The sequence below is a fragment of the Ectopseudomonas khazarica genome (assembly GCF_004521985.1).
In the GTDB taxonomy this organism is placed as follows: domain Bacteria; phylum Pseudomonadota; class Gammaproteobacteria; order Pseudomonadales; family Pseudomonadaceae; genus Aquipseudomonas; species Aquipseudomonas khazarica.
On sequence record NZ_SBHZ01000027.1, the window covers coordinates 13530 to 36680 of the forward strand.

The 23151-nt window shown below is 66.4% G+C and carries 23 protein-coding genes; 9 read left to right on the plus strand and 14 right to left on the minus strand.

Going from position 1 to position 23151, the window contains the following annotated elements; genetic code table 11:
* Positions 1-38 precede the first annotated feature (38 nt).
* Positions 39-458, plus strand: coding sequence for a PA0061/PA0062 family lipoprotein (locus tag EPK82_RS23730; protein WP_134678245.1), 420 nt, complete (start codon positions 39-41; stop codon positions 456-458).
* Between the two features lie 15 nt (positions 459-473).
* Here the strand turns inward: EPK82_RS23730 and EPK82_RS23735 are convergent, their stop codons facing one another.
* From EPK82_RS23735 to EPK82_RS23745, 3 genes are all read right to left on the minus strand, one after another.
* Complete coding sequence (locus tag EPK82_RS23735; RefSeq protein ID WP_134678246.1) at positions 474-899, minus strand: OsmC family protein; 426 nt, start codon at positions 897-899, stop codon at positions 474-476.
* A gap of 84 nt (positions 900-983) precedes the next feature.
* Positions 984-1985 carry an LLM class flavin-dependent oxidoreductase gene (locus EPK82_RS23740; protein WP_134678247.1) on the minus strand — a complete coding sequence of 334 codons (1002 nt, stop codon included), beginning with the start codon at positions 1983-1985 and terminating at the stop codon, positions 984-986.
* Between the two features lie 113 nt (positions 1986-2098).
* Entirely contained in the window at positions 2099-3127 is a 1029-nt protein-coding gene (locus tag EPK82_RS23745; protein ID WP_134678248.1) for an AraC family transcriptional regulator, read from the minus strand.
* A gap of 173 nt (positions 3128-3300) precedes the next feature.
* Here EPK82_RS23745 and EPK82_RS23750 point away from each other — a divergent pair, with 173 nt between their 5' ends.
* A complete protein-coding gene (locus EPK82_RS23750; protein WP_037054586.1) occupies positions 3301-4272 on the plus strand; it encodes a TAXI family TRAP transporter solute-binding subunit in 972 nt (323 codons plus the stop codon).
* Positions 4273-4336: 64 nt separating this feature from the next.
* On the opposite strand, the gene EPK82_RS23755 is transcribed toward EPK82_RS23750, so the two are convergent.
* A complete protein-coding gene (locus EPK82_RS23755) occupies positions 4337-5242 on the minus strand; it encodes a LysR family transcriptional regulator (RefSeq protein WP_134678249.1) in 906 nt (301 codons plus the stop codon).
* A 128-nt stretch (positions 5243-5370) separates the two neighbouring features.
* On the opposite strand from EPK82_RS23755, the gene EPK82_RS23760 reads away from it, so the two are divergent.
* From EPK82_RS23760 to EPK82_RS23780, 5 genes are all read left to right on the plus strand, one after another.
* Positions 5371-6609, plus strand: coding sequence for a D-amino acid dehydrogenase (locus EPK82_RS23760; protein ID WP_134678250.1), 1239 nt, complete (start codon positions 5371-5373; stop codon positions 6607-6609).
* A 39-nt stretch (positions 6610-6648) separates the two neighbouring features.
* Positions 6649-7008, plus strand: coding sequence for a RidA family protein (locus tag EPK82_RS23765; protein ID WP_134678251.1), 360 nt, complete (start codon positions 6649-6651; stop codon positions 7006-7008).
* A gap of 80 nt (positions 7009-7088) precedes the next feature.
* The gene (locus EPK82_RS23770; RefSeq protein ID WP_047585207.1) at positions 7089-8060 is read left to right on the plus strand and encodes a TAXI family TRAP transporter solute-binding subunit; all 972 of its coding nucleotides are present in this window, start codon (positions 7089-7091) and stop codon (positions 8058-8060) included.
* Between the two features lie 172 nt (positions 8061-8232).
* On the plus strand, positions 8233-10791 hold the full coding sequence (locus EPK82_RS23775; protein ID WP_134678252.1) for a TRAP transporter permease: 2559 nt from the start codon (positions 8233-8235) through the stop codon (positions 10789-10791).
* Positions 10792-10906: 115 nt separating this feature from the next.
* The gene (locus tag EPK82_RS23780; protein ID WP_134678253.1) at positions 10907-12415 is read left to right on the plus strand and encodes an NCS2 family permease; all 1509 of its coding nucleotides are present in this window, start codon (positions 10907-10909) and stop codon (positions 12413-12415) included.
* 1 nt (position 12416) lies between these two features.
* Here EPK82_RS23780 and EPK82_RS23785 read toward each other — a convergent pair whose 3' ends face one another.
* A complete protein-coding gene (locus EPK82_RS23785) occupies positions 12417-14057 on the minus strand; it encodes a Na/Pi cotransporter family protein (RefSeq protein ID WP_134678254.1) in 1641 nt (546 codons plus the stop codon).
* Positions 14058-14142: 85 nt separating this feature from the next.
* On the minus strand, positions 14143-15270 hold the full coding sequence (locus EPK82_RS23790; RefSeq protein ID WP_134678255.1) for a PilT/PilU family type 4a pilus ATPase: 1128 nt from the start codon (positions 15268-15270) through the stop codon (positions 14143-14145).
* 166 nt (positions 15271-15436) lie between these two features.
* Between EPK82_RS23790 and EPK82_RS23795 the strand changes: the two genes are divergently transcribed.
* Positions 15437-16171 carry a substrate-binding periplasmic protein gene (locus EPK82_RS23795; protein WP_244230099.1) on the plus strand — a complete coding sequence of 245 codons (735 nt, stop codon included), beginning with the start codon at positions 15437-15439 and terminating at the stop codon, positions 16169-16171.
* A 26-nt stretch (positions 16172-16197) separates the two neighbouring features.
* Here EPK82_RS23795 and prfH read toward each other — a convergent pair whose 3' ends face one another.
* From prfH to EPK82_RS23810, 3 genes are all read right to left on the minus strand, one after another.
* Entirely contained in the window at positions 16198-16815 is a 618-nt protein-coding gene (gene prfH / locus EPK82_RS23800; RefSeq protein ID WP_134678268.1) for a peptide chain release factor H, read from the minus strand.
* Positions 16815-17951: an RNA ligase RtcB family protein gene (locus tag EPK82_RS23805; RefSeq protein WP_134678257.1), complete on the minus strand. Its 1137-nt coding sequence runs from the start codon at positions 17949-17951 to the stop codon at positions 16815-16817. The genes prfH and EPK82_RS23805 overlap by 1 nt, the downstream gene beginning before the upstream one ends.
* Positions 17952-18164: 213 nt before the next feature.
* A complete protein-coding gene (locus tag EPK82_RS23810; protein WP_037054608.1) occupies positions 18165-19067 on the minus strand; it encodes an AEC family transporter in 903 nt (300 codons plus the stop codon).
* A 70-nt stretch (positions 19068-19137) separates the two neighbouring features.
* On the opposite strand from EPK82_RS23810, the gene EPK82_RS23815 reads away from it, so the two are divergent.
* A complete protein-coding gene (locus tag EPK82_RS23815; RefSeq protein WP_134678258.1) occupies positions 19138-19539 on the plus strand; it encodes a GFA family protein in 402 nt (133 codons plus the stop codon).
* A 9-nt stretch (positions 19540-19548) separates the two neighbouring features.
* Here the strand turns inward: EPK82_RS23815 and EPK82_RS23820 are convergent, their stop codons facing one another.
* The 5 genes from EPK82_RS23820 to EPK82_RS23840 form a co-directional block, all read right to left on the minus strand.
* A complete protein-coding gene (locus tag EPK82_RS23820; protein ID WP_134678259.1) occupies positions 19549-21504 on the minus strand; it encodes a DUF7844 domain-containing protein in 1956 nt (651 codons plus the stop codon).
* Complete coding sequence (locus EPK82_RS23825) at positions 21501-21821, minus strand: DUF2388 domain-containing protein (RefSeq protein ID WP_037054615.1); 321 nt, start codon at positions 21819-21821, stop codon at positions 21501-21503. The genes EPK82_RS23820 and EPK82_RS23825 overlap by 4 nt, the downstream gene beginning before the upstream one ends.
* A 143-nt stretch (positions 21822-21964) precedes the next feature.
* Complete coding sequence (locus tag EPK82_RS23830) at positions 21965-22288, minus strand: DUF2388 domain-containing protein (protein WP_134678260.1); 324 nt, start codon at positions 22286-22288, stop codon at positions 21965-21967.
* Positions 22289-22371: 83 nt separating this feature from the next.
* Entirely contained in the window at positions 22372-22575 is a 204-nt protein-coding gene (locus EPK82_RS23835) for a DUF1127 domain-containing protein (RefSeq protein WP_134678261.1), read from the minus strand.
* 225 nt (positions 22576-22800) lie between these two features.
* Positions 22801-23016: a DUF1127 domain-containing protein gene (locus EPK82_RS23840; RefSeq protein ID WP_037054622.1), complete on the minus strand. Its 216-nt coding sequence runs from the start codon at positions 23014-23016 to the stop codon at positions 22801-22803.
* Positions 23017-23151 lie beyond the last annotated feature (135 nt).

A 23151-nucleotide genomic window follows, 5' to 3' on the forward strand; every position in this document is an offset into this window, starting at 1 on the left:
ACGCTAGGCTGGTGCCCGAACCCAAGATGGAGGTCGACATGCGCGCCCTGCTGGCTGTTCCCGTTCTGCTGACACTCGGAGCCTGTGCTTCGCCGTTGCCCAAGCCCGATCCCCAGCAGGCCTGGGTCGAGCTGTACGCCACCGCCGATACGCTGTTGATGGCCGACCGCCTGGACGGCGAGCGCTGGCCGGATGGTCGTTACTTCCAGGTCACGCCCGGCAAGCACGAGCTGGAAACGCGCTTTCAGTTCGAGGTGCGCGGCGGCACGCTTGGCATGCAGAGCGAGCCGTTGCGCATGACCTGCGAGATTCGTCTGCGCTATGACGGCTTCGCGCCGGGCCAGCGCTACCGTGTCGAAGCCAGGCCGCTGCTGATGAAGGCGCAGGCCTGGCTGTACGACGATCAGCGCAACGTGCTGGCGCGAGGCGAGGTGCTGCGCTGCGGCACAGGGATCTAGCCGCAAGCGGCTGGCTCAGTCCTCCAGCACCGCTTCCAGCGTGATCTTGGCGTTGAGCACCTTGGACACCGGGCAGCCGCTCTTGGCGGTCGCCACGGCCTGTTCGAAGGCGGCGCGGTCGGCGCCGGGGATTTTCGCCCGCAGCGACAGGTGCACGGCGCTGATCTCGAAACCGCCATCGACCTTGTCCAGCGTCACTTCTGCCTGGGTATCGATGCTCTGTGCGGTCATCCCTGCGTCCCCCAGCTCCTTGGACAGCGCCATGGAGAAGCAGCCGGCGTGGGCCGCGCCGATCAGTTCCTCGGGGTTGGTGCCGGGCTGGTCGGCGAAGCGGGTGTTGAAGCCGTAGGGCGAATCCCTGAGCGCGCCGCTCTGGGTGGAAAGGGTGCCCTTGCCGTCCTTGATGCCGCCCTGCCAGTGGGCCGATGCAGTCTTTTTCATGTGCGCTCTCCCATTGCCTGCAAGAGGCCGCCGGTCTGGCGGCCTTCCTGCATTCAGAGGGCGCGCATGCGCACAAGTTCGAACTCAGTCGCGTTGCAACTGCGCGAGAATGTCGAAGGCATGCAGGCGATCAGCGAAGTCGTACATGTCGCAGGTGAAGATCAGCTCGTCCGCCTCGGTCTGCTCCAGTAGCTGCTCCAGGCGCTGGCGCACCGTGTCCGGACCGCCGATGGCGGCCAGGCCGAGGAATTCACCGACGGCCTGGCGTTCGTGCGGCAGCCAGAGGCCCTCCATACTGGCGACCGGCTGGCGCTGCACCAGGCTCTGGCCACGGACCAGGGCGAGGATGCGCTGGTAGGCGGAGGTCGCCAGGTACTGCGCCTGTTCGTCGCTGTCGGCGGCCAGCAGCGGCACGCCGAGCATCACGTAGGGTTTGTCCAGCAGCGCCGACGGGCGAAAGTGGTTGCGGTAGATCCGGATCGCTTCATGCAGGTAGCGCGGTGCGAAATGCGAGGCGAAGGCGTAGGGCAGGCCCTTCATCCCGGCCAGCTGCGCGCTGAACAGGCTGGAGCCCAGCAGCCAGATCGGCACCTCGGTGCCGCTCCCGGGCATGGCGATCACCCGCTGGCCCTCCTCGCGCGGGCCCAGGTAGGCCTGCAGCTCCTCGACGTCCCTGGGGAAGTCTTCCGCGCTGCCATCGCGGCTGCGGCGCAGCGCATGGGCGGTGTACTGGTCGGCGCCGGGCGCGCGGCCCAGGCCCAGATCGATACGGCCGGGGTAGAGCGTGGCCAGGGTGCCGAACTGTTCGGCGATCACCAGTGGCGCATGGTTGGGCAGCATCACGCCGCCGGCGCCCAGGCGAATGCGCGACGTGCCGGCGGCCAGGTAGCCGATCAGTACCGCTGTGGCGGAACTGGCGATGCCGTCCATGTTGTGGTGCTCGGCGACCCAGAAGCGTTCGAAGCCGAGACGTTCGACATGCCGGGCCAGGGCCAGCGAGTTGTGCAGGGCCTGGGCAGCGTCGCCGTCGTCACGAATCGGCGCCAGGTCCAGGGTGGAGAGCTTGATCGAGGCCAAGCGGCTCATGGGGAGTCTCCTCAATGCGTGGCCGGCTACTCTAACCCCTCGGTTTGCGGGGGCGCACGCCACGCGGGGGCATAGTCATCATCGACGTGGCTGATGCGCAGCGGGGCGTCACCTCACCCGGCGCCGTAGCGGGCGCGATACTCGCCCGGCGTCAGGCCGGTCCACTGACGAAAGGCGCGGAAGAACACGCTGGGTTCGGAGTAGCCGAGCAGCCAGGCGATTTCCGTCGCGGGCAGGCGCCCGTCACGCAGGTGCTGCTCGGCCAGTTGCCGGCGCGTGTCGGCGAGCAGTTGCTGGTAGCTGCAGCCTTCGTCGGCCAGGCGGCGTTGCAGGGTGCGCTCGCTGAGAGCCAGTGCCCGTGCCAGTTCGGCGCGGTCCGGCTCGCCGTGGGCCAGCTGTTCGCCCAGCAGTCCGATCACGCGGGCGCTCAGGCTGGCGCTGGGCAGGCGGGCGAGCAGGGCTTCGGCATGCTGGCGCAGCAACTGCTGCAGCGGCGGGTTGGCCTGGATCAGCGGCAACTGGCACAGGTCGCGTGGCAGGACGATGGCGTAGTCGTCGCAGGTGAAGTGCAGCGGACAGTCGAACACATCGTCGTAGGGCGCGAGGTCGTCCGGCTGCGGATGACGAAAACGCACGTCGAGCAGGCGAAAGCCGTCCAGCAGCGGCAGGGTGGTCTGTACCCAGCAGGCCATCATCGCCAGCACGCGGATGCGGGTCGCCGGGTGCTGGGGGTACAGCGGGCGATAGAGCAGCGAGAGCGTGTCGTCCTGCTCCTCGACCTGCAGCTCGCCACCCTCGCCGCCGAGGCGCTGGTAGCGCAGCGCGGCGGTCAGCGCATCGCCCAGCGTCGCACTGCTTTGCAGCAGGTAGCTGAGGACGCTGAAGGGTCCGGGCGTCAGGTTGCGTCCCAGCAGCAGCCCCGGTTCCGGATGTTGCAGGCGCCTGTCCAGTTCGAGCCACAGCGCTTGCTGGGCGGCGAAGGGAATGCGCGCATCGGGGTCGATGAGCTGCTCGTCGTGCAGTGCGCAGGCGTCCAGCAGGGGCTGGCGCTCGAGGCCGAGGCGCGTGGCGGCGTGCAGGATCGCCTGGGTCAGGCTGGCGCTGACCGAGGCCTGCGTGGGGGCGTTGGACGGGTTCGACATCCGTCGATTCTGCCCAATGCCGGCAGTGGGCGATAGCCCGGCTTCACACACGCCGTTACCAGCGATTGTTCGACAGCGCGTGCATATTCGCCGCGAGCGGTTAGACTTCCCACCCGGACGTCGCTCACAAGGCGCGCTCGCTCAAAACAACAGAGAAAAAAAGGAGATATCCCATGAAAGGCAAATCCTTGGCATGGGTCCTGTCCGCCGCGCTCGCGGGTACTGCCCTGAGTGGCATGGCACAGGCCGAAGAGAAATTCGTCACCATCGGCACCGGCGGCCAGACCGGCGTCTATTACGTGGCCGGTCAGTCCATCTGCCGCTTCCTCAACCGTGGCTCGGCTGAGCACGGCATCAAGTGCAACGCGCCGGCCAGTGGCGGCGGCGTCGCCAACGTCAACGGCATTCGCAGCGGCGAATTCAACTTCGGCATCATGCAGTCCGACCACCAGTACAAGGCGCTCAACGGCCTTGCACCGTTCGAAGCCGAAGGGGCGATGAGCGATATCCGCGCCGTCTTCTCCCTGCAGAGCGAAGTGTTCACCATCCTCGCCCGTCGCGACGCCAACATCAAAGGCTTCGATGACCTCAAGGGCAAGCGCGTCAACGTCGGCAACCCGGGTTCCGGTCAGCGCGACACCCTGGAAGAAATCCTCGCCGTCAAAGGCTGGGACCGCTCCGCCTTCGCCCTGGCTGCCGAGCTGAAGCCGGCCGAGCAGGCCAGCGCCCTGGGTGACAACAACATCGACGCCATGACCTACTTCGTCGGTCATCCCAACGGCGCGATCCAGGAAGCCACCACCACCACCGACGCCGTTCTGGTTCCGGTGACCGGCCCCGAGATCGACAAGCTGCTGGCCGAGAAGACCTACTACACCAAGGCCGAGATTCCGGGTGGCCTGTACAAGGGCAACGATCAGGCGACTCAGTCCATCGGCGGCAAGGCCGTGCTGTCCACCAGCGCCAAGGCTGACCCGGAAGTGGTCTACCAGCTGGTCAAGTCGGTGTTCGACAACATCGATCGCTTCAAGCGCCTGCACCCGGCATTTGCCGACCTGAAGGAAACCGACATGATCAAGGTCGGTCTGACTGCCCCGCTGCACGAGGGCGCCGCACGCTACTACAAGGAGCGTGGCTGGCTGTAAGCCTGCCTGGCGGCTAACGAAAACCGCGGCCTCGGCCGCGGTTTTTCGTTTTCCGGCACCTGCTTCAGCCCTGTGCGGCAAGCAGGTCGGTCGCCAGACTCTGCAGGCGCGTCAGCAGTGCCTGCTGCGCGGCCGAGGGTGTTTCATCGACACGCCGCAGCAGGTACAGCGTCACCGGGATGTTGGGTTCCAGCGGGCGGGCCTGGACATCGCCCAGGTTGCCGGACAGTGCGGTGAAGGGGTCGACCAGCGCCAGCCCCTGTCCCGCCGCCACCAGCATGCGGGCCAGCTGGTAGGTCTGCACCGAGATATCGATGCGCGCGGGCGGCTGCAGTTCCTCGATGTGTCCGCGCAACAGACCGCCCAGCGCGTCTCGCGTGTCCAGGCCGATCAGGCTCAGGCCGGCCATGTCCTGCAGGCGTATCGATGTCGAGCAGGCCGCGTCGCTCCACCAGCCCGGCGGCGCGATGGCCATCATCCGGCCCTGCGTCAGGACCTCCGTATGCAGATCCGGGTGCTCGACGCGTTGCAGCGTCAGGCCGAGGTCGGCTTCGCGCAGCAACAGGGCCTGGACGATTTCACTGGTGTGCTGGGTCGCGAGGTCGCAGCGGGTCTGTGGATACTCGGCGCGCCAGCCGCACACCACATCGGGCAGCAGGGTCTGCGCCAGGGTGGGCGTGCAGACGAGGCGCAGCGCCCGTTCTTCTCCACGGCGCAGGCTGGCCGATAGCCGCCGCAGGTCCTGCAACTCGGCAGACAGCCGCTCGGTCTGCTGCTGCAGTATCCGCGCTTCCGCGGTGGGCAGCAGCTTGCCGCGCACGCGGCTGAAGAGTGCGAACCCCAGCTGCTGCTCCGCATGCTGGAGAATCTTGCTGGCGGCCGGCTGCGAGATGTGCAGCAGCTCGGCGGCAGCCGTGAGGCTGCCGGTCTGCAAGACCGCCTGAAACAGCTCGATATGACGTAGGCGCATGATCCGTTCGTGCTCCAGCGAGACCGGCTGGAGCATAACCTGGGGTTATGGGCTGCCACTATCTTTTCATTGGTCGCCCGCGCCAGGCATCCATACCCTGAATTCCATTCAGATGCGGGAGATGGATGATGCGGGTCGCGGTTATCGGTGGTGGCGTGATAGGCCTGACCACCGCCTATGCGCTGGTGCGCCAGGGCTATCGGGTCGATTTGATCGAGCAGCGTGATGAAGTGGCGCTGGAGACCAGCTTCGCCAATGGCGGTCAGCTCAGCTATCGCTACGTTGCGCCGCTGGCCGATGCCGGCGTGCCGCTGCAGGCGTTGTCGTGGATGCTTCAGGGCAATGCCCCCTTGCGCTTCCGGCCCAGCCTGAACCCCCGTCAGTGGCACTGGTGCCTGCGTTTCCTGCTGGCGTGCCGGCGCTCGGTGAACCAGCGCAATGCCGAGCACCTCCTGCGCCTGGCGCTGTACAGCCAGTCGGTGCTGCAGGAATGGCGTGAGCACGAGCTGCTGGACGACTTCTCCTGGCGCGCCAACGGCAAGCTGGTGATCTATCGCAACGCGTCGAGTCTGCACAAGGCGCAGGCCGGGGTCGACCCGGCCCATCAGCGTCTGCTCGGTGCGGAGCAGTGCATCGAGCTGGAACCTGCCCTGGCGGCGCTGGCCGGACGCTTCAAGGGTGGCATCTTCGCCGCCGGCGACGAGGTCGGTGACTGTCATCAGTTCTGCCGCCAACTGCTGCGCAAGCTGCGCGGCCATCCGACGTTCCGCCTGCATACCGGGCAACGCGTCAGCGGGCTGCCGCTGGAGCGCGGCAGGGTCCGGGCCGTGGCGCTGGCGGGCGAGGAACTGGCGGTCGATCAGGTGGTGGTGGCTGCGGGCATCGGCAGTGTCCAGCTGCTTCGCCCGCTGGGACTGCGCCTGCCGATCTATCCACTGAAGGGCTACAGCCTCACCCTGCCGTTGGCCGACCGCGCTGCGGGACCGGAGACCAATGTCACCGACTACGACAACAAGGTGGTCTACGCCCGTCTCGGTCAGCGCCTGCGGGTCGCGGCGATGGTCGATATCGGCAGTTGGGACGCCAGCCCGGATCCGGGGCGGCTGGCCGCGTTGCAGCGCTTGGCCCAGGCCAGCTTCCCCGCTGCGGGAGACTATGCCGCCGCCGAGACCTGGGCGGGCATGCGTCCGGCGACGCCGGAGGGTACGCCGCTGCTGGGCGCCAGTGGTATCGACAACCTCTGGCTGAACGTCGGCCATGGCAGCCTGGGCTTCACCCTGGCCTGCGGCAGCGCCGAGGCCGTGACCCAGCTGATAGGCCGGCAGCGCCCGGCGATCTCTCTCGAGGGGATGAAGCTGGCCTCCTGAGAACCCCTGAACAACCCCATGACCCCGTAGGAGTTTGCCATGCCCGTGCAACGCATCCAGACCAATGCGCGCCTTTCCGGCGCGACGATTTTCGCCGACCTGGTGTTTCTTTCCGGTCAGGTGCCGACCGATCGCAGCCAGGATGTCGCGGGCCAGACGGTCCAGGTGCTGGACAAGATCGATGCCCTGCTGGCCGAGGCCGGCTCGGATCGCAGCCTGCTGCTCAGTGCGCAGATCTGGCTGAAAGACATCGAGAAGGACTTTGCCGCCATGAACGAGGTCTGGAGCCGCTGGCTGCCGGCCGGCTGCGCGCCGGCGCGTGCTACGGTCGAAGCGCGTCTGGCCTCCGCCGACGTACTGGTCGAGATCATGCTGACAGCGGTGCGCAAGCCCGCGTAACTGCCGCATTGGTTCCATCGATGGCGCCGGCGCTGCCGGCCCGTCTGCCGTTCGAAAAACAAAAACACGAGGACGTTGATATGCAGCAACATCGAATCATGGGTCTGTTGGCGTGCGTGCTGGGCAGCAGTCTGCTGGCCAGTCCCCTGGTCGCCGAAGAGCGCTACGTGACCATCGGCACGGGCGGGCAGACCGGGGTCTACTACACCGCAGGTCAGTCGATCTGCCGTTTCCTCAACCGCAGCGGTGCCGAGCACGGCATCAAGTGCAACGCCCCATCCTCCGCGGGCAGCGTCAGCAACATCGCCTCGATCAAGAGCGGTGACTATGACTTCGGCTTCATTCAGTCCGATCACCAGAACAAGGCGCTGACGGGCCAGGCGCCGTTCGACAAGGACGGCGCGGTCGCGGACCTGCGCGTGGTGTTCTCGCTGCAGAGCGAGATCCTCACCGTGGTCGCCCGTGCCGACAGCGGCATTCAGAGCTTCGCGGACCTCAAGGGCAAGCGGGTGAACATCGGCGTGCCAGGCTCGGGCAGTCGCGACACCTTCGATGAGGTGATGCAGGCCAATGGCTGGGGCAAGTCCGACTTCGCGCTCGCGGCCGAGCTGAAACCGGCAGAGATGGCGGCGGCCCTGGGGGACAACAATCTGGATGCCATCACCTATGTGGTCGGCCATCCGAGCGGCGCCATTCAGGAGGCAATGGCCACGGTCGATGCGCGGCTGATTCCGGTCACCGGCCCGGGAGTCGACAAGCTCCTGGCCGAGGCCAGCTACTTCACCCGGGCGGACATTCCTGCCGGCCTCTACCCTGGCGTCAACGAGGCCATTGCGTCCATCGGTGGCAAGGCCGTGCTGGCGACGTCGGCAAAGACCGATCCCGAGGTCGTCTATCAGCTGGTCAAGTCGGTATTCGACAACCTCGAGCGCTTCAAGCGCCTGCACCCGGCCTTCGCCGATCTGCGTGCCGAGGACATGATCAGCGCGGGGCTGACGGCACCGATGCATGAGGGCGCACTGCGTTTCTACAAGGAGAAAGGCTGGCTCTAGGCCGGGTGGAGAGAACCTGGCAGAGCTCTAAACTCTTCGATAACGGGCGCAGTTGAGTTTGTATAGGTAAACTGCGTGCCTAGAGACCCGTTCACAGGGTCGAAAAACCGAGCCCCTCCGTCAACGAGGGGCTCGCCGTTTTATCAGAATGACAACGTAGGTGTACCTCCCTATGGCCGAAAAACAACTCTCCACCGAGGAACTGATCGCCCAGGACGTCGGCGCGCGTTTGCCCGTCGGCCCGATGGCCCAGGTGATCACGGGCCTGGCGCTGCTCTGGTCGCTGTTCCAGTTGTGGATCGCCTCACCCCTGCCGTTCATCTTCGGTTTCGGTGTGCTCAACGACACCCAGACCCGCGCCATTCACCTGGCCTTCGCGTTGCTGCTGGCGTTTCTCGCCTACCCGGCGTTCAGAGCCTCGCCACGTGATCGCGTGCCGCTGCTGGATATCGCCCTCGGTCTGGTCGCCGCCGCCAGCGCCGCCTACCTGTTCATCTTCTATCAGCAGCTGGCCCTGCGCCCCGGCAGCCTGACCACGGGCGACCTGGTCACCGCCTGCATCGGCATCCCGCTGCTGCTGGAGGCGACCCGCCGCGCGCTGGGCCCACCCCTGGCGATCATCGCCCTGGTGTTCCTCGTCTACAGCGTGGCCGGCCCCTGGATGCCGGGGCTGCTGGCGCACCGTGGAGTGAGCTTCCATGCCCTGGCCAACCACCAGTGGATCACCACCGAAGGCGTGTTCGGTATCGCGCTGGGTGTGTCGACCAGCTTCGTCTTCCTCTTCGTGCTGTTCGGCGCGCTGCTGGAACGCGCGGGGGCCGGGCACTACTTCATCCAGCTGGCGTTCAGCCTGCTCGGTCACTTCCGCGGTGGTCCGGCCAAGGCCGCGGTGCTGGCGTCCGGCCTGACCGGGATGATCTCCGGCTCGTCGATCGCCAACGTGGTCACCACCGGCACCTTCACCATCCCGATGATGAAGCGCACCGGCTTTTCCTCGGAGAAGGCCGGCGCGGTCGAGGTGGCGTCGTCGGTCAACGGCCAGATCATGCCGCCGGTGATGGGCGCGGCGGCCTTCCTGATGGTCGAGTACATCGGCATGCCCTATGTCGAGATCATCAAGCATGCCTTCCTGCCGGCAGCGATTTCCTATATCGCGCTGCTCTACATCGTGCACCTGGAGTCGCTCAAACTCGGCCTGCAGCCCATCGGTGGGCACCAGCCCAAGCCGTGGCTGCGTCGCCTGACCGGGTTCGCCTTCGGTGCGGCGCTGATCAGCGGCCTGTCGCTGGCCGTCTACTACGGGCTCGGCTGGCTCAAGCCGGCGCTGGGCGAGTACGCCCTGCCGGTGATCGGCGTGCTGCTGGCAGTGGTCTACCTGGCCCTGCTGAAAGTCGCCGCCAGTGTGCCGGTGCTGCCGGCCGAAGACCCCAACGCGCCGCTGGAAGAGCTGCCGCAGACCCGTGCGGTGCTGCTCTCCGGCCTGCACTTCCTGCTGCCGGTGGTGGTGCTGGTCTGGTGCCTGATGATCGAGCGCCTGTCGCCCGGCCTGTCGGCCTTCTGGGGCAGCGTGATGCTGATCATCATCCTGCTCACCCAGCGTCCGCTGCTGAGCTGGATGCGCCGCGATGGCAGCCATGACCACGGCACCTTCGTCGACGGCGTGGTCGATCTGCGCGAAGGCCTGATCGCCGGTGCGCGCAACATGATCGGTATCGGCATCGCGACCGCTGCTGCCGGCATCATCGTCGGCGCGGTCTCGCAGACCGGCGTGGGCCTGGTGCTGGCTGATCTGGTCGAACTGCTGTCGATGGGCAACCTGCTGCTGATGCTGATGCTGGTGGCGGTGTTCAGCCTGATCCTCGGCATGGGCCTGCCGACCACGGCCAACTACATCGTGGTGTCCAGCCTGCTGGCGCCGGTGGTGGTGGCGCTGGGGCAGCAGAACGGTCTGATCGTGCCGCTGATCGCGGTGCATCTGTTCGTCTTCTACTTCGGCATCATGGCCGACGTGACCCCGCCGGTGGGGCTGGCCTCGTTCGCCGCGGCGGCGGTGTCCAAGGGCGACCCGATCAAGACCGGCCTGGTGGCGTTCTTCTACAGCCTGCGGACCGCCGCCTTGCCGTTCCTGTTCATCTTCAACACCGACCTGTTGCTGATCGACGTGGACTTCTGGCACGGCGTGCTGATCTTCATCGTCGCGACCATCGCCATGCTGATCTTCGCCGCCGGCACCCAGGGCTTCTTCCTGGTACGCAGCCGCTGGTACGAGAGCGTGCTGCTGCTGGTGGTCGCCTTCAGCCTGTTCCGCCCCGGCTTCTGGATGGACATGGTCCACGACCCCTATCAGGACATCCCGCCGGCGCAGTTGGCCCAGGCGCTCGATGGCGTCGAAGATGGCAGCTCGCTGCGCCTGCGTATCCGTGGCGAGGATGCCGTTGGCGATCCCCGCGAGTTCAGCCTGCTGCTGCCGGTACCGGACGGTGCCACGGGTGAGGAACGCCTGCAGAAGCTGGGCCTGAACCTCTACGAGGAGGACGGCAAGGTGCTGGTCGACAGCGTCGCCTTCGGCAGCATGGCGGCCGATGCCGGCCTGGAATTCGATCAGCAGATCCTCAAGGTGCGTGCGCCGACCGACCGCTGGGTCAAGGAGCTGATGTGGATTCCGGCCTTCCTGCTGTTCGGCCTGATCGTGCTCCTGCAGCGTCGTCGCCAGGTGCCGCAGGCGGCGTAACCGGCTCGACCCGACCACGACAAGGCAGCTTCGGCTGCCTTGTTCGTTTATGGCCGATGGCCAGGTTGATAGACTCGCCGGCCTGACCATTCGGACAACAAGGATTCAGCCCGTCATGTCGACGCCGCGCGTGCATTACCCCTGGTACAAGAAGGAGGACACCGACGCCTTCTTCGCGCTGTTCCAGAACAACATCGCCAACTTCGTGATCATCGCCATCAGCATGCTGGGCATGGGCTTTCCCGCCGAGATCGTGTTTGGCCAGGTGTTGCCGGGGGCGGCCGTGGCGGTGATGGCGGGCAATTTTTACTACGCCTGGAGCGCGGCGCGGCTGGCGCGCAAGGAGAATCGCGCGGATGTCACCGCGCTGTCCTACGGCATCAGCACGCCGGTGATGTTCGTCTTTCTGTTCGGCGTGCTGCTGCCGGCGAAGAACCTCACCGGCGATGCCGAGCTGGCCTGGAAGGTGGCCGTGGCCGCCTGCTTCATCAGCGGCGCCATCGAGGCGGCGATCAGCCTGATCGGCAACTGGGTCCAGCGTTCCTTGCCGCGCGCCGCCATGCTCGGCGCCGTGGCCGGTGTCGCGCTGACGTTCATCGCCGGTGAAATGCTGTTCAAGACCCTGGAAATCCCCATGATCGGCCTGCTGGTGCTGGCCATCATGATCGTCGGCCTGGTGGCGCGGGTGAGCATGCCGTTCCGTCTGCCTGCCTCGCTGTTCGCCATCATCGTCGGCACGGCGCTGGCCTACCTGGTCGGCGCGGCGGACAGCGGCAAGTTCGCCGATGCCTTCACCCACCTGGGCTTCTACCCGCTGTTGCCCAACCTGGCCTGGTACGAAGGCCTGGGGCTGCTGTTCACCAGCCTGCTGGCGCTGATCACGGTGATCCTGCCGATCACCCTGTACAACGCCATCGAAACCATGAACAACGTCGAAGCCATGAGCGCTGCGGGTGATACCTACAGCGTGCGCGAATGCCAGGCGGTGGATGGCGTCGGCACCCTGCTGGGCGCGCTGTTTGGCGGTGTGTTCCCGACCACCGTGTACATCGCCACCGTCGGCTCGAAATGGATGGGCGCCGGGCGTGGCTACAGCCTGCTCAATGGCGCGGTGTACGGTCTGGCGACCATGTTCGGCCTGATCGCCTTCATCGCTGCGCTGATTCCGGTCTCGGTGGTGGCACCGATCCTGGTGTTCGTCGGCATGTCGATGATCGCCACGGCGTTCCACAGCAATCAGGCGCGCTACTACCCGGCGGTGGCGCTGGCGATGCTGCCGTACTTCGCCAACTACCTGATGACCCGCTTCAACCGCGGCGCGCCCGAGGTGGTCGAGGGCATTTCCAGTGCCATCGGCGCGCTGGGGCAGGGCGCCATGTTCAGCGCCATCCTGCTCGGCGCCATGTGCGTCACGGTGATCGACCGACAGTTCCGCCAGGCCACCGTCTTCGCCCTGGTGGCCGCCGGCATGGCCTTCGTCGGCCTGATGCATGCGCCGAAGCTGGCCTGGTACGCCGCACCGGACTTCGTCCACGGCTACCTGCTGATGGCGCTGTTCTTCGCCTGGTACGCCTGGCGCGGGGTGGCGCCGTCAGAGCCGGCGCAGGCGCCCGGCGCGGACTGAGTCACTCGCCGCCATCGGCCTGCAGGGCGCCGGTGTCCCGGCTTTCCAGCACCACGTAGGCGCTGGCGCAGAACAGCGAGTTGAGCCGCTTCATGTCGGCGATCAGCTCCAGGTGCAGCGAGCTGGTCTCGATGCTCTGCACCACCTGGCGTTGCAGCCGGCCGATGTGTGCGTGCGCCAGGCGCCGTTCCTGCGCGCGGAAACGGCGCTTCTCGCGCAGCAGCTGGCTGGCGCTGGCCTGGTCGGCACTGAGAAAGACGTTCAGGCCGAGGCGCAGGTTGGCCCTCAGCTGGCTGTGCAGGTGGGTCAGCTCCTCCAGGCCCTTCTCGGAGAACGCCCGGCGTTGCGCGGTCTTCTCGCTCTGGATCTTGCCCAGCATGCGCTCGATCAGGTCGCCGGCCTGCTCCAGGTTCACCGCCAGTTCGAGGATCTCGGCCCAGCGCTGACTGTCGTGGTCGCTGAGTGCCTCGCGGGGCACCTGCGCGAGATACAGCTTGATCGCCCGGCACAGGCTGGCGACGTCGTCATTGAGGCTGCGCAGCTCCTTGGTCAGCGCCGGCTGGTTGTGTTCCAGCACCGGCCCCAGGTGGCCGAGCATGCTCTCGACCAGGTCGCCGGCGCGCAGGGTTTCACGCACCGCATTGGCCAGTGCCAGGCTCGGCGTGGCCAGCGCCGTCGGGTCGAGATGGCGCGGGCGGGCGACGCCGCTGTCGTCGTGGCGGTCCGGCAGCAGCCAGTTGCAGAAGCGCGCCATGAGCCCGACGCTGGGCAGCATCAGCAGGGCGCGCAGGCTGTTGTAGAACAGGTGGAGGAAGATCACCAGCTCGGCTGGCCGCCAGTTCAGGCTGTCCAGCCAGTTGGCCAGTGGCTGCAGCACCGGCAGGACCAGCAGCAGGCCAATCAGCTTGTAGATCAGGCTGCCCAGCGCCACGCGACGTCCGGCCGGGTTCTGCAGGCTGCTGGTGAGAAACGCCAGCAGGCCGCTGCCGATGTTGGCGCCGATGACCAGGCCGATGGCCACCGGCAGGCTGATCATGCCGGCGCCGGCCAGGGTCGCGGTGAGCAGCACGGCGGCCAGGCTGGAATAGGTCAGCAGGGCGAACAGGGCGCCGACCAGGGCGTCGAGCAGCAGGTCGCCGGTCAGCGAGGCGAACAGCACGCGGATGCCGCGCGCCTCGGTAATCGGCGTGGCGGCGGCGACGATCAGCTCCAGTGCCAGCAGCATCAGGCCGAGGCCGATGGCTACCCGGCCGAGCTGGCCCGCCCGCGTCTGCCGACGCGAGAGGAAGAAGATCACCCCGATGAAGATCAGCAGAGGGCTCAGCCAGCTCAGGTCGAGCGTCAGCACGCGCGCCATCAGTGCGGTACCGACATCGGCGCCGAGCATGATCGCCAGGCCGGGTGCCAGGGCCATCAGCCCCTGGGCGACGAAGGACGTGACCAGCAAGGCGGTGGCGTTGCTGCTCTGTACCAGCGCGGTGACGCCGATACCGGCGACGAAGGCCAGCGGTCGTCGGCTGACGTTGTGGCTGAGTACCTTGCGCAACTGCGAGCCGAACACGCGCAGGATGCCGGTACGTACGATGTGTGTGCCCCAGACCAGCAAGGCAATGGCTGACAGCAAATGCAGCAGGGTCAGCATGAATCGGCCCCCCTGAAAGACGGCCGATGAGGAATTATGCTTTCGGCCTGTATTGAGCATCGGCCGAAATCGTTCAGAAAGCCAGTCAGCCGTCGCGCAGCACCTTGAGTTCGGCGTCGTCGGCGGAGAAGCCGCGTTCGAGTTTGAACTTGAGACTGAGGTCGGTGCGCGAGTCGGCGAACTTCAGGGCATCGGCCAGGTTGATGCGCCCGGCTTCGAGCAGGGCGAACAGGTGCTGGTCGAAGGTCTGCAGGCCCTGTTCCGCCGCACGTGCGATGGCTTCGCGCAACTCGTCCAGCTGATCGCGCTGGATCAGGTCGCGGATGTAGGGCGTGCCGAGCATCAGCTCCACCGCTACCACGCGCTTCTGGGCGATGCCGGGGACCAGGCGCTGGCCCACCACGGCGAGGAGGTTGTGCGCCACGTCGGCCAGTACCTGCTTGCGCGCCTCGTCGGGGAAGAAACGGGCGATCCGCTCGATTGCATGGCTGCTGCTGGTGGCATGCAGGGTGGCGACGCACAGGTGGCCGGTCTCGGCGTAATGCAATGCGTGCTGCATGGTCGCGGCGTCACGGATTTCGCCGAGCATGATCACGTCCGGCGCCTCGCGCAGAACGTTGCGCAGGGCGTCGTCGAAACTGTGGGTATCGAGGCCGACTTCGCGCTGATCGATGATCGAGCGCTGGTGGCTGTGGAGGAACTCGATGGGGTCTTCGATGCAGACGATATGGCCGCTCTTGTGGCGATTGCGGAAGTCCAGCATCGCTGCCAGAGTGGTGGACTTGCCGGAGCCTGCCGCGCCGGTGACCAGGATCAGCCCGCGATCCTGCATGGCCAGCTTTTCCAGCAGCCTGGGCAGACCGAGCTGCTCGACGCCCGGAATCCGGCTCTTGATCAGACGCACCACCATGGCCACCTCGCCACGCTGGTAATAGACATTGACCCGGTAGCGCCCGGCACCCTGCAGGCTGACCGCGAGATTCATCTCCAGGTCGCGCTCGAACTCGGCGATCTGCTTCTGGGTCATCAGCTGGTAGGCCAGCTGCTGCACCTCGCCGGCCTTGAGCACGTGCTGGCCGGCCGGCTGGCTGTGCCCCTCGACTTTCATGTGCGGCGGTGCACCGACGCTGAAGAACAGGTCCGAGCCCGCATGCTGGTGCATCAGCTGCAGATAGGGAAAGACGTCGGGTTGCTCGGCGCTGGTGTCGTTCATCGGCGGGTCGCAGTTCGTGGCGTTGCAGCAAGGATAGTCGGCGTCCGCACACGCCCATTGCTTTGTATCAAGAGAGCGGGATGATTGGTCGCCTTATAGCTGGATCGCCGTCCGGCCACACTGCGGCACGGCCTGGTGCTTGAACGTCGGATACGGGAGGAAGGTGGTGGGATTCTGGAGGGCTGCCCTGCTGGGGCTGCTGCTGTGCACATCGCTACGTGCCGAGGTTCTCCACCTGGTCACGGGGGATGAGTACGCGCCATTCACGGGCAAGGCGTTGCCGGGGCAGGGCATGCTCACCCAGGTGGTGCAGGCCGCGCTGGCCGAGCAAGGGCTGGCCATGACGCTCGATTGGCAGCCTTGGAACCGTGGCTATCTCAATGCCTCACGCGGCGAATACGACGCCACCTTTCCCTACGTGCACTCCACCCAGCGCGAGCAGGACTTCCTCTACTCGGCCCCTCTGTACAAGGCCGAACAGCACCTGTTCAGTCGCGTCGGCGACTCGCTCGAACTCGACGACCTGTCGCGCCACAAGGGGCTTCGTCTCTGCTATCCGCTGGGCTGGCAGCCTCCCGTCGCGATCCAGCGCCTGATCGACCAGGGCGCGCTCAGGCGCCATTCACCGCTCGGCCTCAAGGAATGTGCACGGCTGTTGCTGCTGCAGCGTGACGACCTCTTCATCGCCGACCGCAATCTGGGGGAAAGCGCCCTCAGCTCGACCGGTGTCGGTGCGGAGCGGTTTCACCGCTCGCACGCCCTGGGCAGCAACACCCTGCATTTCATCGTGCCTCGACGCCATCCACGGGCGGCGGAGCTGATCGAGCGCTTCGACCACGGCCTCGACGCGCTCAAGGCGAGTGGTGAGTACCAGCGCATCGTCGACCGTTACGTGGAATAGGTGGTCGTCGAGGACGACCACCCGGTTCAGCTGCGCTCGTCGAAGCCAGGCCCATGAAAGCTGCGTATTGCGTTGCCGCGCTCGAGTTGATGATGCTGCAGGCGCCGCTCGGCTCGCGCCGTATTGCTGGCTTGCTCGCCGAGGTCTTTCAGCCGCTTGGCCAGCAGCATCAGCGCGATGCGCTTGTTGGCATGCTGGCTGCGTTCGTTCTGGACCTTGACGCTGATGCCTGTGGCCAGGTGAGTCGCACGTACCGCCGAGTCGGTGGTATTGACGTGCTGTCCACCAGCGCCAGAGGCGCGCAGGGTCTCGAAACGCACCTGGCTGTTCGGCAGGGCTTCAGGCAGTTCGTAAAGCGTGCCGCTGAAGAACCAGTTCTTGCGTCCGTAGCCTGCGCGAAAGGGGCTGGGGCACACCCATTGCATTGTGCCGCTCCAGGCTGCCGCAAGTGCCTTGCCCTGTTCACCGTGCAGGCCAAGCAATACCGAGCGCAGGGTGCCGGGCCGTGGCCCGGTTTCCTCCTCGAGGAGCTGCAACCGCACCTTCAGTACTGTCGCCTCGCGATGAAGGATCGGCACGGCCTTGGCAACCGCCAGTGCGCACTCTGCCGGGCCTTGGCCCGCGGAAAGTTGCAGTAGCAGCATCAACAGCACCCCCCGCGCGTCTTGTACGTGAGCACTGGCTTGAGGCGTGCCAGCACGCGCAGCAGGCCCGCGTCACGCAGGGCGCCAATCACTGAATCGATGGCCTTGTAGGCTTCGGGGGCCTCTTCGTAGATCAGCCCTCGATCGGCGCAGATGACCCGGCTACCCAGTGCAGTACGGCTCAGTTGCTCGACGCTGTAGCGTTTGGCGAGGCGTTCCTTGCACTCGCTACGCATCCATTTGCGGCCAGCGCCATGCGCCAGTGAGTTCAGGCTGCGTGGATCGGCCAACGGCTCCACCAGGTAGCTGTAGTCACCGCGCGAACCTGGAATCACCAGTGTGCCCTGATCGGACGGTGTTGCCCCCTTGCGATGCAGCCAGCCGTCCACGCCGTCGATGCGGGCCGCTGAAACCAGATTGTGGTTGATGTCCAGCAACGGCTCACCGTTCGCGCGCAGGCGCTCGAGCATGCGTCGGGCGATCAGCTGCCGATTGGCCGCGGCGAAACGCAGCGCATCGTCATGACGTTCGAGGTAGTGCGCGCATGCTGGCGTGTCGACTTCCAGCCCGGCGTGGCCGAACTGATCGACCTGTTCCCGCAGGATCGCCTCGCCCAGACCGCGTGAACCGCTGTGTACCAACAGGAGCAGGTGCTTGCCGTCGATACCGAGCCTGTTCAGGGCATCGGTGTCATAGGCCTGGTCCAGCTGTTGCAGCTCGGCGAAGTGATTGCCGCCGCCAATGGTGCCCAGCGCCCTTTCGTGGCCGCTGGCCGGCAGGTTGAATGCAGCGATCGCTTCGGCCCAGTCCTCGTCCAGCGGTATGTCGAGGTTCCCCAGACGTTTTTCCAGCTTGTCCAGGTGCAGCTTGGCGACTGGCAGATCACTGCGCCACAGCGCCATGCCGCAGCCGATGTCGTTGCCTACCAGCGCCGGGTATAGCCGCTGTGTGGAAAAGAATGCGGCGCCGACCGGATAGCCGCGGCCCGGATGCAGGTCCGGCATGCCGGCTACCCGTTGCATGCCTGGCAGGCGTGCAGTGGTTTCGAGTTGTTGGATCGCTTTTCCTTCGATCCAGGTGTCATCCCCGGCGACCAGTGTCACGCCGGAAGACAAATTGCGAATATGAGTGCCCATGGTCCAATCCAAATGGGTTGAAACGAAAAGATTTCGGATTTGGCAGGACCGGGCCGGTCAGCTCATGCCGCCAGGGTGGCAGCGGGATGGGTCAGACCAGACTCGACCTGCAAAGGGTGATCAGCAGTCGCATGATGGTTCTCCTTTGCTGTCGGTGGATGGGAAGAGGCGCGCATCCTAGGCCGGGAGGTAGGATGCACGCAAGTGCGGATTTCACAGCAGCGTCATGACCAGCAGCAGGCTGCCCGCTGCCAGCAGGGTCTGCAGGGTGATGATTCCGGCCATCAGCTGGCTGTCGCCGCCCAGCTGGCGGGTCAGTACGTAGGCCGTGGGGGCGGTGGGCAAGGCGAAGAACAGCACCAGCACGGCGCTCTCCATGGCCGGCAGCGCCAGTGCCCAGGCCACGCACCAGGCCAGGACGGGCATGACCAGCAGGCGCAGCGCGCTGTTCCAGCCCAGCGCGGGCACCTCGGCGCCCAGTTGCTCGGGCTTGAGTGCCGCGCCGACGCAGAGCAGGCCCAGCGGCAGGCTGGCGGCGGCCAGCAGGCTGAGCAGGCGATCCGTGCCGCCAGGCAGTCCGATGCCCGTGAGGTTGAACAGGGCACCCCCGACACAGGCGAGAATCAGTGGATTCTTGGCGATGGGCAGCAGCAGGCTGCGGGCGCTGACACCGCGTTCGGCGGTCAGCGACCAGACCGACAGCACGTTCACCGTCGGCACCATCAGGGCCAGCATCAGCGCGGCCAGGGTCAGGCCTTGCTGGCCGAACAGGCTGCCCACCGCTGCCAGTCCCAGGTAGGTATTGAAGCGCAGGATGCCCTGGCTGAAGGCGCCGAAGCGCCCGGCCGGCCAGCCACGCAGGCGGCGTACCAGCAGCAGGGCGATCCAGGCGATGCCCAGGGCCAGGAGGACGGCCAGGGCCAGGCGCGGCAGGGCGGGGTTGTTCAGGGGCGCCCGGGCCAGGCTGGAGAACAGCAGCGCGGGGAACAGGATGAAGTAGTTGAGGCGTTCGGCACCGGGCCAGAAGGCCTCGCTGGGGAACTCACGCAGGCGCAGCCAGTAGCCGGCGACTATCATGGCGAACAGCGGCCACAAGGCCAGCAGCAGGTCTATCACGGTAACCCCCGACGGTGGTGAGGGCCTATCTTGGTCAGCGGCGCATGGCAATGCAAGACGGAGTGAAGAGATGAGCGAGCAGCATGAAGGTGGCTGCCAGTGCGGTGCCCTGCGTTACCGGATCGAGGCGTCCCTGTCGGACAGTGCGCATTGCCACTGCGCCATCTGCCGGCGCAGCAGCGGCGGCATTCTCACCACCTGGGTCACGGTGCCCAGGACGAGCTTCCAGTGGTTGCAGGGACAGCCACGCACCTTCGCTTCATCGGCCAGTTGCTCGCGCTACTTCTGCGCTGACTGTGGCGCGCACCTGGCGTTGTTCACCACGCTCAGTCCGCAGACGCTGGACGTGACAGTTGCCACCCTCGATGCGCCGGAACTAGCGCCGGCCAATCGACACATCTGGGTGGGCAGGCGTCTGCCATGGCTCAGCGTCGATCCGCAGCTGCCGGAGGAAGATGAGGAGCTGCTGTAGCGGGGGGCGTCAGGGCAGCTCCAGGCCTCCGCTGGCCTTGTGCAGCGCGCGCAGGTGCTCACCGAGGGCGAGGAGGTTGGCCTCGTTGGCCTCCAGTTCGAGCAGACGCCCGGGCTCCAGCAGTTTGCGCACCTCGCCATCGAGTTCGTCGCTTAGCTGGCGCAGCTGCTGCTGCCGCTCACGGCTGCGGTTCTCCAGCCCCTGCCACTCGCTGTGCTGCGGCAGGCCATAACCTCCGTCGAGCAATTCTGCGGGGCGACTGAGGAAGCCGCTGTTGGCGAGAATCTGTTCCAGCGCGCTGCCGGCCTTGTTCAGGTTGGGGTCGCCTGCGGCACGCCCGCTCAGGTAGCGCTGCTTGAGTTCGTCCTGGGTGAGCAGCAACTGGCGGCGCAAGGCGGCTTGTTCGAGCAGCAGCAGGGCGGCGCTGGCACGCAGATCGGCCTGGCTGAACCACTGGCGGCGTTCCTCTGCGGGTTGTTCCAGCCAGGCTTCGACGCTGCCCTGCGGGATCGGCAGGCGCTGGCGCAACACGCCGAACATCGCCTGGTAGCGCTCGCGGAAGGAGTCGAAACGGTAGCCCAGGCGCAGCGCTTCGCGCGGGTCGTCCAGCACCGAGGTGTCGGCCAGGCCGCGGGCGTCCATCAATTGCAGCAGGCCGTTGGGCAGGATGCTGTCGAGCGCCTGCAGCTGCGGGTTGCCGGTGCCGCTGCGCAGCAGCTTGAGGGTTTCCACCGCGCAGTTGTTGGAGATGAAGTAGTAGTCGCCGTCATAGCTCCAGTGCTGCTCCAAGGCACGGGTCACCAGTTGCTCGAGCTGGTCGCGTGACAGGCGCAGTGGCACCGAGGCCAGGCTGCGCAGCTCGACCTTGGTGTACTCGTCGATCACCTGCTCCAGTGGCAGGACGAACAGGCGCGATGGGTAGACGCCGGTCAGGCCATCCCAGCTGGAGAGCTGCAGGTCGCCGACGAAGGCGCGATAGGACAGCACCAGGTGCTGGTCCAGATCCAGCCGGCAATCCGGGCCACGCGGCCTGCCCGGTGCGCAGACCACCAGGCGCAACATGCTGTGGCCCCAGCGGCTCATCCAGGCATCGTTGGCTTCGGCGAGCAGGTAGTCGACCTCGTACACGCGCTCCGGGTCCAGGCGTCCCAGCGGCTGGCGGGCGAAGTCGCGCCCGGCGTTGAGGTAGGGGTAATCGCTGGCGCAGGTCGCGGTCGCTGGCGTCCAGTCGAAGTGCTCGCGCCAGTAGCGAGCCAGTGACGGGCGACGGCAGGCGTAGCTCGGATCGAGCAGGAAGTATTCGAGGTTGACCGCAACGAACTCCAGTGCGTTGCGCAGTTCGTAGTCGTCCGGGCTGCGCGCCACCTGGCCGTTGTCCGTGTCGCGTGCGCCGCGCCTGCCGACCCGCTGCGCCCAGCCGGCCAGGTCGAGCAGACGTGGGTCGTCGCTGAGGGTGAAGCGGCGCTCGGTCTGACCACGGCACTCGTCCGCCAGCCCGACCAGGCCGGTCGACCTGGCATGCTGCCGACACTGGTTGATCCGCTGGCGCTCGGCGGTGGGCCAGAGCCGGGCGCGATCGTAGAGGTGGGTCAGCTCGTGCAGCAGGGTGGCCAGCAGCTCCTGGCGCTGGGTGCCGTGGGCGCGACCGGTGCGATTGCGGGCCGCCGAACCGTCCACCAGCCTTGGCAGCAGCGCGGCATTGAGCTCGATACCGCTGAAACGCCCGACCTGACCGTAGACGTCGGCCGGCATGTCGGCACGCCAGCTGACAGCGACCACGCGATCCAGCCGCGCGATGAAACTTGGCGGTAACGCCGCCATGGCCTCGTCCAGCAGTGTCTGGCTGGCCTGGCGCTCGGCCGCAGCGAGTGCGTCGTCGTCCAGCAGCAGGCGCAGCTGTGCCTGGGCGAGGCCCGTGGCGAGCGTCAGCAGAACGCCGCAGCACCAGGCGGCGAGGCGAGTCACAGGGCGAGGATGGCTTCGGCGAGCTGCAGGTCGCTGGCTTGTCGGGCCTCTGGCAACTGCTGGCGGATGGTCTGCAGGGCGGCTTCCAGTTGCGCGCCGCGGATTTCGCCGGCACTGGCAACGAAGCTGGCCGCGTCGTCACGGGCCTGTACCACGGCCTTCATGTCGCGCAGCGAGGTGGTGGTATCGGAGGTGAAGTTGATGCTGCGATCCAGCGCGCGCACGACGATGTTGCTGGTGGCGACCAGGGTCTGTGCCTGGGCGAGGCCACTGCACAGGGCACAAGCGGTAAGGGCGATGACGAGTGAACGACGCATGATGAGTAGCTCCGAGAACTGCAGAACGGACGATTTGACGTGGGCAAGCCTGCGCGGTTCCCCGTGCGCGGTCGCTCGGGGAAGTGTACGGGGCGCGGCGAAGCCGGTCAGCAGTGAGTCGACCGGCAGGGGCGTGGAGCCTTCTACAGGCTGAGAATGGCTTGTGCCAGGGTCAGGTCATCGGCCTGCGCCAGCTTGCTGGCATGGCTGCGAATCTGCAGCAGGGCGGCTTCCAGCCTGGCACTGCGGATGGCGCCGTCGCTGGCGACGAAGCTGGCGGCGTCCTCGCGAGCGGCGCGTATCTGCTTCATGTCGCGCAGGGAGCTGGTCGCATCCGAGAGGCCTTCGGCCGTGCCGGCCAGGGCGCCCACCAGGGTATCCGTGGTGGCGACCAGGCTACTGGCGCTGGCACTGCCGACGAGCAGCATCGTCAGCAGGGCAGCGCTGAAGGATTTGTTGAGAGGCATCTGGGGTCACTCCGAGGTTACGGGACAAGGTACTGCCCGCGTCCGCAGCTTAGCCCAGAAGGCCTGTGCACTCCATTGCTGGCCTAGCGCCAGAAGGGCTTGGCCAGTTCCTGCTCGCGCTGGGCCGGGCTGATGCCCGCGTCGGCCAGCTGCTGTGCATTCAGCTGGGCCAGCTGGCGGCGCGTGCGCAGGTTGCGCTGCCAATGGCGCAGCAGCGCGTAGAGGCGCAGGGAGTCCAGGGCATGGGGATGTGCGCGCTGCGAGAGCGGGGAGTGCGTGCGGTCCATGGCGTGCTCCTGTCCAGAGACAAGGTGTGGCAGTCCATGATCTCGCCAATGGTTGTCGAGGAGCAGATACAAACGGGGGGAATTGTGCAGGGGCAGTGTCTATTACCTGGCAACTGTACTGCTCGTCAGAGCGACGACTGTTCCAGATAAAACGAAAGCCCCACCGCAGCAGAGACGGTGGAGCTCTCAGAAGATCCCAATTCTGGGATGGAGCAAAGCGGTCAATCAGCGCCAGAACGGCTTCTGCAGTTCGACGAAACGCTGATTTTCGGTGATGCCGGCGTCAGCGAGCAGGCGGGCATCCAGTCGAGCCAGTTGACGACGGCTGACGATGCGGCGCTGCCACAGGCTGAGGGTGGCGATCAGGCGCAGGGGCCAGGCAGACTTGTCACTGGCAACGCTGTGAGTTTGGAGCAGGGCGGAACTGAGGGTACGTTCCATGGTGGTCATCCTTCCGCTTGTGGCGGGTCTGGTGTTTGCTTTCGATGGGGAAATTATCCCGAGCGCGAGCGTGGTCCAGTAGTCACAGCTGGATGAAATTGTTGTGCTATTAGATAGGTTGCTTTGTAACTGTTC

Coding starts and splice junctions, on each gene's coding strand:
- EPK82_RS23730 (WP_134678245.1), top strand. CDS start 39: ATGCGCGCCCTGCTGGCTGTTCCCGTTCTGCTGACACTCGGAGCCTGT.
- EPK82_RS23735 (WP_134678246.1), bottom strand. CDS start 899: ATGAAAAAGACTGCATCGGCCCACTGGCAGGGCGGCATCAAGGACGGC.
- EPK82_RS23740 (WP_134678247.1), bottom strand. CDS start 1,985: ATGAGCCGCTTGGCCTCGATCAAGCTCTCCACCCTGGACCTGGCGCCG.
- EPK82_RS23745 (WP_134678248.1), bottom strand. CDS start 3,127: ATGTCGAACCCGTCCAACGCCCCCACGCAGGCCTCGGTCAGCGCCAGC.
- EPK82_RS23750 (WP_037054586.1), top strand. CDS start 3,301: ATGAAAGGCAAATCCTTGGCATGGGTCCTGTCCGCCGCGCTCGCGGGT.
- EPK82_RS23755 (WP_134678249.1), bottom strand. CDS start 5,242: ATGCGCCTACGTCATATCGAGCTGTTTCAGGCGGTCTTGCAGACCGGC.
- EPK82_RS23760 (WP_134678250.1), top strand. CDS start 5,371: ATGCGGGTCGCGGTTATCGGTGGTGGCGTGATAGGCCTGACCACCGCC.
- EPK82_RS23765 (WP_134678251.1), top strand. CDS start 6,649: ATGCCCGTGCAACGCATCCAGACCAATGCGCGCCTTTCCGGCGCGACG.
- EPK82_RS23770 (WP_047585207.1), top strand. CDS start 7,089: ATGCAGCAACATCGAATCATGGGTCTGTTGGCGTGCGTGCTGGGCAGC.
- EPK82_RS23775 (WP_134678252.1), top strand. CDS start 8,233: ATGGCCGAAAAACAACTCTCCACCGAGGAACTGATCGCCCAGGACGTC.
- EPK82_RS23780 (WP_134678253.1), top strand. CDS start 10,907: ATGTCGACGCCGCGCGTGCATTACCCCTGGTACAAGAAGGAGGACACC.
- EPK82_RS23785 (WP_134678254.1), bottom strand. CDS start 14,057: ATGCTGACCCTGCTGCATTTGCTGTCAGCCATTGCCTTGCTGGTCTGG.
- EPK82_RS23790 (WP_134678255.1), bottom strand. CDS start 15,270: ATGAACGACACCAGCGCCGAGCAACCCGACGTCTTTCCCTATCTGCAG.
- prfH (WP_134678268.1), bottom strand. CDS start 16,815: ATGCTGCTACTGCAACTTTCCGCGGGCCAAGGCCCGGCAGAGTGCGCA.
- EPK82_RS23805 (WP_134678257.1), bottom strand. CDS start 17,951: ATGGGCACTCATATTCGCAATTTGTCTTCCGGCGTGACACTGGTCGCC.
- EPK82_RS23815 (WP_134678258.1), top strand. CDS start 19,138: ATGAGCGAGCAGCATGAAGGTGGCTGCCAGTGCGGTGCCCTGCGTTAC.
- EPK82_RS23825 (WP_037054615.1), bottom strand. CDS start 21,821: ATGCGTCGTTCACTCGTCATCGCCCTTACCGCTTGTGCCCTGTGCAGT.
- EPK82_RS23830 (WP_134678260.1), bottom strand. CDS start 22,288: ATGCCTCTCAACAAATCCTTCAGCGCTGCCCTGCTGACGATGCTGCTC.
- EPK82_RS23835 (WP_134678261.1), bottom strand. CDS start 22,575: ATGGACCGCACGCACTCCCCGCTCTCGCAGCGCGCACATCCCCATGCC.
- EPK82_RS23840 (WP_037054622.1), bottom strand. CDS start 23,016: ATGGAACGTACCCTCAGTTCCGCCCTGCTCCAAACTCACAGCGTTGCC.